This window comes from Neobacillus sp. DHD-1R (assembly GCF_057747995.1).
Window position 1 is genome coordinate 2,190,125 of the sequence record NZ_CM173232.1, and the last position, 14,001, is coordinate 2,204,125.

Annotated in this window: 14 protein-coding genes; 11 read left to right on the forward strand and 3 right to left on the reverse strand. The window is 39.3% G+C overall.

The window, feature by feature from the left end; translation table 11 throughout:
- Positions 1-6: 6 nt before the first annotated feature.
- From AC3ANL_RS10520 to AC3ANL_RS10530, 3 genes are read left to right on the forward strand one after another with little or no spacing between them, the layout of a single operon-like run.
- Positions 7-591 (forward strand): cob(I)yrinic acid a,c-diamide adenosyltransferase, encoded by a 585-nt coding sequence (locus AC3ANL_RS10520; protein ID WP_488329156.1) that lies wholly within the window; start codon positions 7-9, stop codon positions 589-591.
- Between the two features lies 1 nt (position 592).
- Complete coding sequence (locus tag AC3ANL_RS10525; protein ID WP_488329157.1) at positions 593-1,081, forward strand: ECF transporter S component; 489 nt, start codon at positions 593-595, stop codon at positions 1,079-1,081.
- Positions 1,081-1,797: an ATP-binding protein gene (locus AC3ANL_RS10530; protein WP_488329158.1), complete on the forward strand. Its 717-nt coding sequence runs from the start codon at positions 1,081-1,083 to the stop codon at positions 1,795-1,797. The genes AC3ANL_RS10525 and AC3ANL_RS10530 overlap by 1 nt, the downstream gene beginning before the upstream one ends.
- Positions 1,798-1,864: 67 nt before the next feature.
- Here the strand turns inward: AC3ANL_RS10530 and AC3ANL_RS10535 are convergent, their stop codons facing one another.
- Positions 1,865-3,967 carry a transglycosylase domain-containing protein gene (locus AC3ANL_RS10535; protein ID WP_488329159.1) on the reverse strand — a complete coding sequence of 701 codons (2,103 nt, stop codon included), beginning with the start codon at positions 3,965-3,967 and terminating at the stop codon, positions 1,865-1,867.
- Between the two features lie 256 nt (positions 3,968-4,223).
- On the opposite strand from AC3ANL_RS10535, the gene AC3ANL_RS10540 reads away from it, so the two are divergent.
- From AC3ANL_RS10540 to AC3ANL_RS10555, 4 genes are all read left to right on the forward strand, one after another.
- The gene (locus AC3ANL_RS10540; protein WP_488329160.1) at positions 4,224-4,913 is read left to right on the forward strand and encodes an ABC transporter ATP-binding protein; all 690 of its coding nucleotides are present in this window, start codon (positions 4,224-4,226) and stop codon (positions 4,911-4,913) included.
- The gene (locus tag AC3ANL_RS10545; RefSeq protein WP_488329161.1) at positions 4,910-6,259 is read left to right on the forward strand and encodes an ABC transporter permease; all 1,350 of its coding nucleotides are present in this window, start codon (positions 4,910-4,912) and stop codon (positions 6,257-6,259) included. The genes AC3ANL_RS10540 and AC3ANL_RS10545 overlap by 4 nt, the downstream gene beginning before the upstream one ends.
- 135 nt (positions 6,260-6,394) lie before the next feature.
- Complete coding sequence (locus tag AC3ANL_RS10550; RefSeq protein WP_488329162.1) at positions 6,395-6,661, forward strand: phage holin; 267 nt, start codon at positions 6,395-6,397, stop codon at positions 6,659-6,661.
- A gap of 125 nt (positions 6,662-6,786) precedes the next feature.
- On the forward strand, positions 6,787-8,010 hold the full coding sequence (locus tag AC3ANL_RS10555; RefSeq protein ID WP_488329163.1) for an MDR family MFS transporter: 1,224 nt from the start codon (positions 6,787-6,789) through the stop codon (positions 8,008-8,010).
- Between the two features lie 249 nt (positions 8,011-8,259).
- Here AC3ANL_RS10555 and AC3ANL_RS10560 read toward each other — a convergent pair whose 3' ends face one another.
- Positions 8,260-9,207: an aldo/keto reductase family protein gene (locus tag AC3ANL_RS10560; protein WP_488329164.1), complete on the reverse strand. Its 948-nt coding sequence runs from the start codon at positions 9,205-9,207 to the stop codon at positions 8,260-8,262.
- 196 nt (positions 9,208-9,403) lie between these two features.
- Between AC3ANL_RS10560 and AC3ANL_RS10565 the strand changes: the two genes are divergently transcribed.
- Positions 9,404-9,613 carry a hypothetical protein gene (locus AC3ANL_RS10565; protein WP_488329165.1) on the forward strand — a complete coding sequence of 70 codons (210 nt, stop codon included), beginning with the start codon at positions 9,404-9,406 and terminating at the stop codon, positions 9,611-9,613.
- 59 nt (positions 9,614-9,672) lie between these two features.
- Here AC3ANL_RS10565 and AC3ANL_RS10570 read toward each other — a convergent pair whose 3' ends face one another.
- The gene (locus tag AC3ANL_RS10570; protein WP_488329166.1) at positions 9,673-9,909 is read right to left on the reverse strand and encodes a YczF family membrane protein; all 237 of its coding nucleotides are present in this window, start codon (positions 9,907-9,909) and stop codon (positions 9,673-9,675) included.
- Between the two features lie 149 nt (positions 9,910-10,058).
- Between AC3ANL_RS10570 and AC3ANL_RS10575 the strand changes: the two genes are divergently transcribed.
- The 3 genes from AC3ANL_RS10575 to AC3ANL_RS10585 are packed head-to-tail and all read left to right on the forward strand — an operon-like array spanning position 10,059 to position 13,998.
- The gene (locus tag AC3ANL_RS10575) at positions 10,059-11,666 is read left to right on the forward strand and encodes a spore germination protein (RefSeq protein WP_488329167.1); all 1,608 of its coding nucleotides are present in this window, start codon (positions 10,059-10,061) and stop codon (positions 11,664-11,666) included.
- Entirely contained in the window at positions 11,663-12,868 is a 1,206-nt protein-coding gene (locus AC3ANL_RS10580) for a Ger(x)C family spore germination protein (RefSeq protein ID WP_488329168.1), read from the forward strand. Before AC3ANL_RS10575 ends, AC3ANL_RS10580 begins: the two co-directional genes overlap by 4 nt.
- 23 nt (positions 12,869-12,891) lie before the next feature.
- Positions 12,892-13,998 carry a GerAB/ArcD/ProY family transporter gene (locus AC3ANL_RS10585; RefSeq protein ID WP_488329702.1) on the forward strand — a complete coding sequence of 369 codons (1,107 nt, stop codon included), beginning with the start codon at positions 12,892-12,894 and terminating at the stop codon, positions 13,996-13,998.
- Positions 13,999-14,001: the final 3 nt, after the last annotated feature.

The following is a 14,001-nucleotide window of genomic DNA, read 5'->3' on the forward strand; positions in this document are numbered from 1 at the left end:
TAAACAATGAAAATTTATACAAGAACTGGTGATAAAGGAAAAACAAGTATTATTGGCGGAAGAGTAGACAAGGACGACACACGAGTAGAAGCTTATGGAACAGTAGATGAGGTAAATTGCTTTGTCGGCCAGGCAATCACTGAACTTGATCCGAAGTTATTCAAGGACGTTCTTGATGATCTTGAAAAAATCCAACATGAATTATTTGACTGTGGCGGCGATCTTGCGAATGTATCCGAAAAAAGAGCGTTAAAGCTTCATCAAGTTTCGATTGATTACTTAGAAAAGAAAATAGATGCATACATTGAAGAGGCACCAGAGCTAGAACGATTTATTTTACCTGGAGGAACCAAGCCATCCGCCTCGATTCATATTGCAAGAACGGTGACAAGACGAGCAGAACGGTTAGTTGTGAAGCTATTGAAGGCAGATCCAAAAACACCTGAATTAGCATTAATGTATTTAAACCGTCTATCAGATTATTTCTTTGCGTTAGCCAGAGTCATTAACTTTAGACTAAATGTCAGCGATGTCGAATATGTCCGCAGTGCAAAGGTCTTTAGAGATGGTAAGCGTAAGGAGGAAAAGTAGGATGAAGGGGAAAATGGTAAGCTGGCTGGCGTTGTTCACGGCATTATCTGTTGTCGGAGCGATGATTAAGATACCAGCGATTGTCGGCAGTGTAGGATTGGATGCCTTTCCCGCCCTTTTAGCAGCGGCCTTTTTTGGAGGACCTGCTGGGGCAATCGTGGGTGCATTTGGCCATCTCATATCAGCACTGTTAGGCGGCTTCCCATTAGGACCTATGCACTTTTTAATAGCGATAGAAATGGCAGTGCTGGTGTGGATTTTTGGCATCCTTTATAAAAATAATAGAATTATAGCAAGTGTGCTCTTTATCATTGGGAATTCTTTCGTGGCTCCATTACCTTTTATTTATTTAATGAATTTAGGATTTTATTGGGGGATTGTCCCTTCACTGTTAATTGGTTCCATTATTAACACAGTCATCGCAGTTATCCTTATTCCACGTCTTTCTTCAGTGGTCTCACACGGATTACTCAAGAGAGTCACAAAATAATGAGGGATATTATCACCATTCCCGTTACCGATGAGGACTCGCTCATTATCGCGTGTGATAACAGCGGAGCCATTGGGATGAAGAATCGCGACCTTATCCATGTCCCATACGAAACGACTGCATATTATTCGTTTAGAGTGGCAGTTATGGAATGCATGGCAGCAGGCGGACAGCCTATCTCTGTCGTTCTTCATAACTTTTGCGGTAATGAACCATGGGATGAACTTGTAAAGGGGATACAAAAAGGGCTGTTGGAACTCAATTTAACAACAGTCTTGATAACAGGTAGTACGGAAAGTAATTTTACCCTTTTGCAATCAGCAGTTGGTTTAGTCGTTCTTGGCAAAAAGAAAATGGCTAAATCGACAGAGTTAGTCTTCTCTGAAAAATTTAAATTTGCAGTTGTAGGTACTCCGCTTGTGGGAAGCGAAGTGATGGAACAAACTGATCTGGTGGCACCGCTTCCCCTTTTTCAAGAGATCAGTAAGATTGAGGATGTTATGCTTTGGCCTGTTGGCTCCAAAGGAATTTTATTCGAGCTGAATCAAATGTTCTCTGGTGAAGAAATTTCACAAGAAATGGTCAACACAAATATTGATATTTTAAAATCAGCTGGTCCTGCAACCTGCTTTATAGTTGTTTACCATCCAAATCAAGAAGAGATGATAAAGAAGGCGGCAGGAAGCTTTCTCCATCCTGTCCTGGTAATTAGATAATTAGAATCATGACGGAAATGAGCTGTTTTCACTTATAACAGTAAAATAGCACGCAAAAGCTTGCGTGCTATTCTCCTATACTTTTTGCTTTATTTATTAATGAATTAATCCCTTTACCGATGGTATATAACGTTTCATCCAAACTCTTTTTCCACTGAGGGGCTTGTTCTTTGATCGTGGCCCCGATTTTCTTGGCATTTTCATTCAATTCCTTGCTAATTTCCTTCGCTTGATCATTGATCTTTGTCCTTGTTGCCGTTTCTCCTGCTAGCTGAGCATTTATCGAAACCACATCAAAGCTTTCATTTGGGAGATATTTACTGGATTCCTTCATGATTTCTTTGAAAATCGGAACAACATTGGACGAGCTGGCACTTGGAAGGTAATGCTGTCGATCTGTCTGGTCATAGCCCATCCAGATAGCCCCAACAATGTTTGGCGTATAACCTACCATCCATTGATCCTTCGTACCGCTGACACCGCTAAACGGAAGCTGGGTCGACCCAGTTTTTCCGGCAATTTGCAGGCCAGGGATATGTGCTTTTTTTCCTGTTCCTGATTCCACAACATTCAAAAGCATCGACGTCATTTCGTTCGCAACCTTTTTGGAAGTCACTTTGGTTGTTTTGGATTCCCGTTCAGCAATGATATTTCCTGTCGGGCCAACAATTTTTGTAATCAGATGACTATCCTGCCGCTTCCCGTCATTTGCAAAAGCCGTAAATGCATTCGCCATTTGTAAGGGGGAGACCCCCTTACTCATACCTCCGAGGGCAATGGCTAAATTTTTGTCTTCTTTTACAACAGGGATGCCAAACCGCTTTAATGAATCCAAGCCTTGATTTAAACCAATCTCATTTAATAGCCAAACAGCCGGTACATTTAGCGATTCTTCTAGGGCCTTATACAATTGCACCTTACCCTGAAACGTTTTCGAAAAATTTTCTGGTTTGTAATTTCCGAATGATGTTGGTTCATCGACAAGCTCGGACGAATAGTTATAGCCATTTTCAAGAGCCGGTGTATAGACGGCCAGTGGTTTTATAGTCGAGCCTGGCTGTGCCTGTAACTGAGTGGCCCGGTTAAAGCCGCGGAACACATGGTCACCACGCCCGCCAACAAGTGCACGGACACCGCCTGAAGCTGGATCCATTAAGACAGATCCGCTTTGGACTAATGTTCTCCCTGTTCCCCGTGGGAACAAATAGCTTTTACTATACACTTTTTCAAGTCCTGCTTGAAGGTTTTGGTCCATTTCTGTATAAATACGATATCCTCTAGTTAAAATTTCTTCCTGAGTGATGCCATATTTAGAAATGGCTTCATTTAAAACCGCATCCACATAATAAGGATATTTTCGTTCAACAGAGCTGCCTCCGCCATCGTGCAGACGGATTTTTTCGTTCTTTGCAGTTTTATACTCCGCAGCGGTAATCATCCCAAGTTCCTTCATCTTACCTAGAACGACATTTCTTCGTTTCATTGCTAGATCATAGTTTTTATAAGGATCCAGATAATTCGGCGACTGTAAAAGTCCAGCCAGCATTGCCGCTTCACTGATGGTTACATTCTGAATGTTTTTATTAAAATACTTTTTCGAGGCGTTTCCTATTCCCCAAGCGCCGCTTCCAAAATAAACTTGATTCACATACATTTGCAGAATTTCATCTTTTGTATAAACCTTCTCCATTTTTACAGCTAAAAATAATTCCTCAGCCTTCCGTTTATAGGTCTGTTCCGGGGAGAGGAGGGCATTTTTGGTCAATTGCTGGGTTAACGTGCTTCCGCCACCTGTTATTTCTCCTGCAAACAAATTACTGAAAAAGGCACGTGCTATTCCCTTGACATCAAATCCGCCATGTTCGTAAAAGCGTTCGTCTTCGATCGCGACTACTGCATTGGGTACGTATTTAGGCAAATCTGTGATGTTCACGCCTTTGGTTCTGTTCGTCGCTACGTTACTTGCTACTTTTTCATTTTTATCATAAATGACAGTCGGCGTGCTTAACCCTTGCTTCAGTGATTCAACATTTGCCCTTGATGCAAGCCAGCCGAAATAGACAATCGTTGATAATACCACTACAAGGATTACTAATAAGAATATTTGGGTTAAATGTTTCTTTTTCCAGAAACGGACAAGCATGTCACGAAAAGGATGTAATTTCTCCATTATATCTCCTTACTTTCAAAAAGAAATTTACGATTCATCTATTATAAATTTTCTAATCGAAAAAAACCAATAAAAACTGTTTTTCAACCTATTATTCCCATTTATAACAATGTTTACTAACTTTTATGGGGGATAAGTGGAAGTGCAGCTGTCTATCTTCAAACAAGGAAAAAATAGTTATTTTTACCAAACTGTAGGGGAAATGGTATTGGACTTCGTCTATTAGTATGAAGTAAATGGGAAGCAGGAGGAAATTATGATTACAGTAAAAAATTTAAGTCATGAGTTTGTAATTGGAAAAAAAGGAAGGCAAACGATTATTCCAGTACTTAGAGATATTTCATTTTCTGTTGAAAAAGGTGAAATTGTAACTATTGTTGGAAGAAGCGGCTCAGGAAAATCAACCTTATTAAATTTAATTAGTGGTTTTATTTATCCAAAAGCAGGTGAAATCTGGATAAGCGGGGAAAAGGTTTCTAATTTGAATGAAGAGAAATTTGCAAATTTTCGAATAAAAAACCTCGGGTTTATTTTTCAAAGTTTTCAACTCATTCCAAGCATGACTGCTTTTCAAAATGTCGAACTTCCGTTGATTTTAAGGGGTATTAATGAAAATGAAAGAAAGCAGCAAACAAAGGAAATGCTGCAGAAAGTGGGGTTGCTAGAATATCAGGATCATTATCCAGGAGAATTATCAGGTGGGCAGCAGCAGCGGGTCAGTATCGCGCGTGCCTTAATTGTTAACCCACCTATTATCCTTGCGGATGAACCGACAGGCAGCCTTGATAGTGAAACAGAACAAGAATTACTAGAATTCATCCAGGAACTAAACCGAAATTTAGGAATCACTTTTTTAATTATCACCCATGATGAACAGGTAGCTAATATTGGCAGCCGCAAGATTGAATTAAGTGATGGCCGCATTGTCGAGGAGGTATTGGTATGAAGCAAAGAGACCAATTTCGCTTTGTTCGGCAAAATATGAAGAAAAATAGAACAAGAGTATTTATGACGATCTTAGCCACCGCAATGGGTTGTGCCTTTTTAATCGTTCTAGCCTCCGTAGGCTTCGGTTTACAGAAATCGGTTGTGAAGGAAATAACGGAACGCAGGGTGATCACGCAGATTGATGTGCACGGCAAGGAAATGGAAAATCAAGGCGAGTTCCGTCCTGTAAACGAGAAGGATGTTCAATATTTTGAAAAGGTGAAAGGTGTCAAAGCGGTTACTAGACGTAAAATAGTCCAGCAGGAAAGTACGTATTCGATTGGAAATTATCAATCATCAGCGCAAACATTTGTGACGAATTTTCCTGCAGAGATTAAAGCGGGTTTTGAATTAGAAAAAGGTCATTTGCCAAAAAGTAAAGAAGAAGTGGTGGTAGGCTATAACTTTCCACTCAGTCTTGCTGTTATAAATGCGCCGGATGACATGTATGATGAAAAAGGACAAATTAAAGAGAAGTATCGCTACACAGGCAATATAATGGGTGAGAAAATCGAATTAACGGTTAGGCAGTTTAAAGATGGGAAACAAGTAGAAAAAAAGATTCCATTAAAAGTCGTGGGAATATCTAAGAAGCCAACAAAAGAGTGGGCTGAAGATCGAAGTGTCTACATATCTGAAGAAGTGTTAAGGGAAATTGAAAATTTTACAGGAACCACAAAAGGCATCATGATCGATCCTGCAAATGAGAAAATAGAAGGAATCGATTCAAATGGAAATACCTATGATGAAGTCAAGGTTTATGCAAAAAACATGGAAGCTGTTCAAAGCATATCAGATCAATTAAATGAAAAAAGGTATGGCACCTATTCCGTAGTTAATGAATTAAAGGAAGTAAATATGATATTTATGATTGCTAAAGTTGGGCTGATTTTTATTGGAACGATTGCAATTTTAATTGCCTCGATTGGAATTTATAATACGATGACTATGGCGGTAACCGAGCGGGCTCCAGATATTGGAATCATGAAAGCGATTGGTGCAAGTCCAAAAACGATCAAGCGAATTTTTCTGCTCGAAAGCACCTATATTGGTTTAATTGGGGCAATTATCGGCACCATCGTTTCATATGGGATCAGTTTCGCCGTCAATTTTGTGGTTCCTTTCATTATTAAACAAGCATTTAATCAGGAGACAGAAATCAATTTAATATTTAGTGATATTCCAGTCATTTTACCAATCATATGTGTTGTGATTTGTTTTGGTGTAACAATTATATCAGGATATCGGCCGGCACAACGGGCAACAAGGGTAGATGTTTTAAAAGCGATGCGAAGAGAAGTGTAATAGGAATCAGGTACCCTATATGGGACCTGATTTTTTTGAGCTTTAAGCAGAAAAGCCGTGATAATCGTGGACAACCTTTTCAAAACCACGCATATGTTAATAGAAAGATTGTATACAGGATAGGGGATGGGGAATTTGATTAACTGGAAAGTCCGATTTAAAAATCGGAATTGGGTAATGGCCTTTGTTTCACAAATCTTAATCGTGGCCCAAATGGTGTTAGGCGGGTTACATTCTGTAGGTCTTGTTGATTTTCAATTAACAGATGCCATTCAAAACTCAATTTTAACATTTGCAAATGCTGTGTTTGTTTTAATGTCGATGTTAGGTTTAGTACAAGATCCCACTACAAAGGGGTACGGAGATAGCGATCGTGCCTTAAAATACAAGGACCCCAATTAAAAAAGTAAAGCCGGTAGCTTTTGGTGCCGGCTTTTTAAATTTTTTTAACTGTAAGAAAATTCTTTACAGACTTTCTACAAATTGTTTTACTTGAAAGGTAAACCTAAATTTGTGAGGACATACATATGAAAAAAGTTAAAAACTATATTGAACAATTTCATTCGATCGTGTGGGTGCTGTTAATAGGAACTGTTTTATCTAGAGGCTCCGCTTTTATGACACTTCCCTTTCTGTCCATTTATTTATCGAGACATATGGACCTTTCACCAATTTTTATTGGATTAACCGTCGGAATGAGCCCATTAATGGCAACGGTGGGTGGATTTATAGGTGGTCATTTATCAGATCGTTTTGGTAGAAAACCGATTATGGTGACAGCACTGTTTACCCAGGCCTTTGTATATTATGGATTTACGATTGCCTCAGGCGAAGGTTGGTTTATTATCCTAAATTCATTAAATGGCTTATGCAATTCATTTTTTGAACCCACATCACAAGCCTTGATGGCGGATATAACAACGAAAGAAAAGCGGATGAAGGTCTATTCTTTACGGTATACTGCAATGAATATCGGTGCATCAGTTGGTCCGCTTTTTGGTGCCTATTTGGCCAATACATCGGCCAAGTTATCTTTTGCGATTACGGGCACAACCTATTTTTTATATGCTGTCGTATTAGTCTACTTTTTGAAAAAACTGGTCATTCCACAGCAGGCGCAACAAAATAAGAAAGGTGTCTCTTTTGGTGAAGCTTTTAGAATCGTCAAAACAGACAAGGCCTTAAGGTATTTAATTATTGGAATCATCCTAATCAATATGGGTTATGTTCAAATTGACTCCAATTTACCGCAAATTTTAGAGGGGAAAATAGAAAATGGCGTTGTGATTTTTTCGATGCTTTTAACGATTAACGCTGTTATGGTGGTATGTCTGCAAATGCCAATCAGTCATTTTGCGGAAAGATTTAAATTAATGCAAGTCATGGTGTTAGGAGCAATTTTTATAGCTGCTGGATTAATTGGTTTTAGTTTTGTAAATGGCTGGGTGACAGCCATCCTTGCGATGGTGTTATTAACTATAGGTGAAATCTTAATTTTCCCATCCAATAGTATGATGATTGATCAGCTCGCACCGGAACATTTACGTGGCACCTATTTTGGTGCTGCTCAATTTCGAAAAATAGGCAACTTTCTTGGACCAGTAGTTGGCGGCTATCTTTTAAGCCTGTTTCAAGGGCAAATCATGTTTTGGATTATTGCTATTATTTCGCTCGGAAGTATCGTTTTCTTTACAGCAGGTAACAAATCATTTATGAAAACAAAATCTGCCAGCATTGAAAAAGCAACATAAGATAAAAAGTAAAATGTGGATGTCTCAAAGGGGTCTGACCCTTTAAGACATCCACATTATTTTTTAATATAAGAATTTATAAATTTTGGCTTCGAGAATTGTCCAGCTCCAGCGCCCTAGCGGCTAGTGTCCTTCGCTCTCCGCCCTACGATAAGTCAACATCGAATCGCCTCCGGCTCTTAGTGTTTCCTTTATCTCAGTTGGAGCGCTCCAGGCCATACGCCGCTGACCAGGGCGCTTTCGCTTTTCTTATCTTAAAATATCTTCAATTCTAGCAACTGTTTCTTCAGTCAATTTCACACCGGAGGCTTTAACGTTTTCCTCAACTTGCTCAGGGCGGCTTGCTCCCACCAATGCACTGGCAACATTGCTTTGTCTTAAGATCCAGGCAAGGGCAAGATTGGCGAGCGAGAGTTGATTTTCAGCAGCAACTTCTTTCAAAAGCTCCACACGATCAAGATTTTCATCGGTTAACAAACCAAACAGGCCATTATTGTATTTTTCTTGGGCTGCCCGGCTGCCCGCAGGAGCTTTTTCGCCTTTTTTATATTTGCCTGTTAATACTCCTTGTGCAAGCGGTGACCATACAACCTGGCCGATTCCATGCTTTTCAGAAACAGGGAGCACTTCTTTTTCAATATAACGTTGCAGCATGCTGTATTGCGGTTGATTCACGACGATTCGATCCAGAAGTTTTTTATCAGCCAGATGAACAGCTTCGGTAATTTGTTCAGCTGTCCACTCACTTACACCGACATAGAGGACTTTCCCTTGACGGACAAGATCGTCAAGGGCCCGTAATGTTTCTTCAAGTGGAGTTTCAGGGTCAAAACGATGACAATAATAAATGTCAACATAATCAGTGTTTAGACGTTTTAAACTTGCATTACACTGTTCAATGATATGTTTACGAGATAGTCCACGGTCATTAGGTCCATCGCCCATCGGCCAGAATACTTTGGTTGCAAGTACATAGGAATCACGTACGTATTTCTTTAAAGCTTTACCTACAACAACTTCCGCTTCTCCGCGCATGTAAACATTGGCGGTATCAAAAAAATTAACACCTAGGTCGTAGGCTTTGTCAATGGAGGCGGCAGCATTTTGCTCTTCGACATAACCTCCGTATGTAAGCCAGCTTCCCAAGCTGATTTCACTGACCTTTAAGCCTGTCTTTCCTAATCGGCGGTATTCCATAAAATCCTCTCCTCTAAAAAAATTAGTGGCACAAAATAAAAATACACATTATTTGGCAAATTGTCTACATATTAGGATGATTTTTGATACTATTAAAATAGAATCATTCTAGTAAAATAGAATTTTATGTTAGGCTGTACTTCTTTTTTAGTTTTTGGAATAAGATGAATAATCCAAACGAAAAGGGGTTCTTGGAATGTCAGTTTGGTTGATGATTATTGCCCTTTTCCTTTTGCTTGTAGTGGGGGAGGAAATAGTCTATTATGTTTGGAATCGATACATATATGGAGAAAAAAATGCTCTTAGAAAAAAATGGAAGGACGGATTTTCATCAGTCATAGCTTTCTTTACAAGGAAAAAGCATAGTGTGAATCGTGAAGAGGATAAGGAAAAGAGCTCACTTTGAGGAGCTCTTTTTCTTTTTTAATAATAGAAGCAATGTAATGTTCTTAATGATGCGTTTTGTTAATTTGCAGGTGATTTGTTCTTCCGTTTCTTTTTAAGGTAGGAACTGGATGCATTAATAAGAAAAAACAAGCCAAATAAAAAAATAATCATATATTCAGCAGGTTCCATTACCCGAAAAGGATTAATTGATTTCCAAATAACTCCACTAGGGCTTGTTCCCATAAGTATATCTAAAATGATAATGATTGAAAGCATTCCACCTGCCAGTAATAGTACAACGAAGAACTGCTTCATTATTTCACCTTCATTCCACATTATCAATAGTATTTTATGAATAAGACCTCCTTATACTATAGTTTAAGAAGTTTCTCTCATAAGTGGATATTTGCGTGTTAATTGGGGAAAATAGCCATATCAATCTTTAGGATGAGTGGTGGATAATTTTGCCGATTTTATCGAACATATTGAAAAAAAAGAAAAAAAAGAGGCAAAATGATAATTATAGACAACAACAAGATCCTCTTAAACCGGAAGATTTGCCTATACTTAGGGATTTTAAAGAAAATATTAAACGGATCAATGAAGAGTTTGGAAAAAGTGCGGATATTATTATTCGAGAATTCAATGTGAACAGTTATAAAGGTGCATTAGTATATGTAGATGGATTAGCAGACAGTAAAGTAGTCAGTGATTTTCTTTTAGAACCAATGATGGAGACAGAAATCATTCTCGACCGAATCGATATTTTTCAATATGTTTTGGACCATGCTGTGGCATTAGGAAGCGTCTCAACCGTCAATAATTGGAATCAAGTATATGATTCCATCCTTTCAGGTAATACGATCATTTTTTTAGATGGCTGCCAGAAGGCAATCAGTGGTGAAACGAAGGGATGGGAAAAGCGAGCGATTACTGAACCCTCCACACAATTATCGATAAGGGGACCAAAGGACTCCTTTACGGAAACACTTCGAACAAATACAGCATTAATAAGACGAAGATTAAAAAGCCCTAATTTATGGATGGAATCCATGAAAATTGGAAAGGTATCACAAACGGATATTGCCCTTATGTATATAAAAGGAATTGCCAATGAAAAAATTGTTTCTGAGATAAAAGAGAGACTAAATCGGATCGATATTGATGGTATTATTGCTTCGGGATATATTGAACAATTAATCGAAGACCAGACCTGGACAACATTTCCAACCACCTTTCATACGGAAAGGCCAGATGTCGTTTCATCGCAGCTCCTTGAAGGGAGAATTGCCATTATTGTTGATGGGACCCCATTTGTCCTTACTGCCCCGGCGATATTTATTCAGTTTTTTCAGGCACCGGATGATTATTACTCCCGTTTTGATATCTCAACAGGTATCAGGTTATTAAGAATATTGTCTTTTTTAATCGCACTTATGGGTCCAGCTGTCTATATTGCGGCCACTACCTTCCATCAAGAAATGATTCCCACCACAATGGCCATTGCGATTGCAGCCCAACGGGAAAGTGTTCCGTTTCCTGCGTTTGTGGAGGCGTTAATTATGGAAGTAACCTTTGAAATCTTGAGGGAGGCCGGTCTGCGACTGCCACGTGCCGTCGGTCAGGCCGTTTCAATTGTTGGAGCACTTGTCATTGGCCAGGCTGCTGTACAAGCTGGGTTTGTTTCGCCTGTAATGGTTATCGTGGTTTCAATTACTGCGATTGCAAATTTTTCAACACCTATTTTTGCCATGGCGATCGCGGCCAGGCTAATCCGATTTGTTCTGATGGGACTAGCAACGATGTTAGGTTTTTATGGAATGATGCTTGGGGTCATGTTTATGGTGATTCATCTATGCTCACTTCGCTCTTTCGGAATCCCATACATGATGCCTTTAGCTCCATTAAATATTAGTAACCAACAAGACGCATTTGTTCGTTTTCCCCTTTGGGCGTTAAAGAAAAGACCTCCATTTATTAGTAAAGGAAATCTGAACAGGACTGGAGAACATCAAAAGCCAGGACCTCCTAAATCAGATGAGGGTCCATCCAATAAAGGTGAGCAGTCATGAACAAGAATGGTATCATGCTGTCCATAATTGTCATGCTTTTACCACTGTTAAGTGCCTGCTGGAATCAAAAGGAACTGACCGATTTAGCCTTTGTGATGGCCATGGGGATTGATAAAGGCAAGGATAAAAAGTTTGAGGTTTCTTTTCAACTTGTTAATCCTGCAAATGTGGCGCCGGGCCAAACCGGGGGCGGACAAGGTTTGCCAATCGCTGTTTATAAAAGTTCAGGGGACACCCTAACGGAAGCCGCTAGAAACGCAACCAAAAAGGTTTCTAGACGACTATACTATGCACATACCAATGTTGTAGTTGTCAGTGAAGAAGTAGCCAAAGAAAGCATGCTGTATATAATGGATGCTTTGGACCGCGACCCTGAATTTCGAACAACTACAGAATTAATTATTACGAGGGGTTGCACAGCAGAGGAAATAGTAACGACACTTACGATTCTTGATAAACTTCCAGTTACTAAAATAACAAAACAAATCAGGTCAGCAGAAAGTATGCTGGGAGAAAATATGAGTATCAATATCGATGATTTTTTAACTGGGTTAATTAGTAAAGGGAAGCAACCCATTTTAAATGGTTACAAGCTTGTTGGGAATAAACCAAAAGCTAGAAAGGCAGAAAACCTTCAAAAAACAACAACAGACGCATATCTATCATCCGATGGGCTTGCTGTTTTTAAAAATGGGAAATTGCATGGCTGGATTTCGAACGACAAAGCGCGGGGGGTGGTCTGGATTCTAGATAAGTTAAAGAGTACTAATGTCAATGTTAACTGGAATGGGAAAAAAGATGCGTTAACCGTTGCGCCGATACGTTCGAAAACCAAAGTCTCAGCACGCATAATTAATCAAAAACCAATTATTAATATTGCGATTGAAAGTGAAGGATGGATTTCTGAAGCCAATACAGCTATTGATTTGGCAGATCCAGCCGTAATTCAAAAAATTGAAAATTTAGTTGAAAAAGAAGCTAGGAAGCAAGTACTAGCCTCAGTGAAAGCAGCTCAACGGCAAAAAAGTGATATCTTCGGGTTCGGTCAAAAAGTCCACTTAGCGGATCCTGAATTATGGAAACAATTGAAAGGAAATTGGCCAGAAGAATTTGCTGCCTTAAAGGTCAATGTCGAAGTAGATTTATATATCCGGCGAGAAGGAATTCGGACAATACCGTTTTGGTCAACGTTAGAGAAATAAATCTTTTGGAAAGGGGGGAGTGTATAGAAATGGAAAAAATTAAGGCTAGTCAACTATTTGTCTTAGTAGTGCTGTTCGAGATGGGTAGTGCCATTCTCGTAGGTTTAGGAGGGCAGGCGAAACAGGATGCATGGATTACCATTTTGTTGGGTTTGGCAGGGGGGCTGGTTCTTTTTCTCGTTTACTATAAATTATTTTTATATTATCCTGAGCTCCCCTTTACAAGCTATGCTCAAAAAATTGTTGGAAAATGGATGGGGCGTGTCATTGGATTCTTATACGTTGTCTATTTCCTATATTGTGCGGCTAGGGTGTTACGAGACTTTGGTGAATTATTAACGACCACCATTTATACTGTAACCCCTTTAATCGTCATCAATTGCTTAATGATTTTCACGATTATCTATGCCATTCACAAGGGCTTTGAAGTCATCGCAAGGGTGGGTGAGCTTTTTTTTCTCGTCATTTATTTCGTAGCGGTAGTTGGCTTCGCATTAGTGATTATCTCAGGGTTAATCCACTTGGAGAATCTTCGGCCCGTCCTTGAAAATGGCTGGATGCCCGTAATGAAAACAGTTCTTGGCGAAACCATTACCTTCCCGTTTGGAGAAATGATCGTGTTTACGATGCTGCTCCCATTTGTAAATGATCAAAAAAAAGTTAAGCTTGTTGTTCTGGGAGGGATGATTCTAGCGGGGATCAATATTACCATAACAGCAGTCATTAATGTTGCTGCCCTAGGGCCTGATTTGTTTGTTCGAGCCAATTTCCCCTTATTATCGACTGTTAGCAAAATAAGGTTAGCGGATTTTATTGAGCGTTTAGACGTGTTATTTATGTTATATCTAGTAGTGGGTGGTTTTTTTAAAATCACCTTATATTATTATGCAGCTGTCGTTGGGGCGGCCGATATTTTTAATTTCAAAGACCGAAATAAACTGAGTCTTCCTATGGGGGCCATCATTTTATTTGCTTCTGTGACTATTGCTTCTAATTATGCTGAACATATAAAGGAGGGGCTAAAAATCGTTCCGATTTATTTACACTGGCCCTTTCAGATCATCATTCCCACTCTTTTACTAATCATAGCTTTTTTTCGAAATCGAAAAAAAAAGGCGGGTTCGTTATAAGAT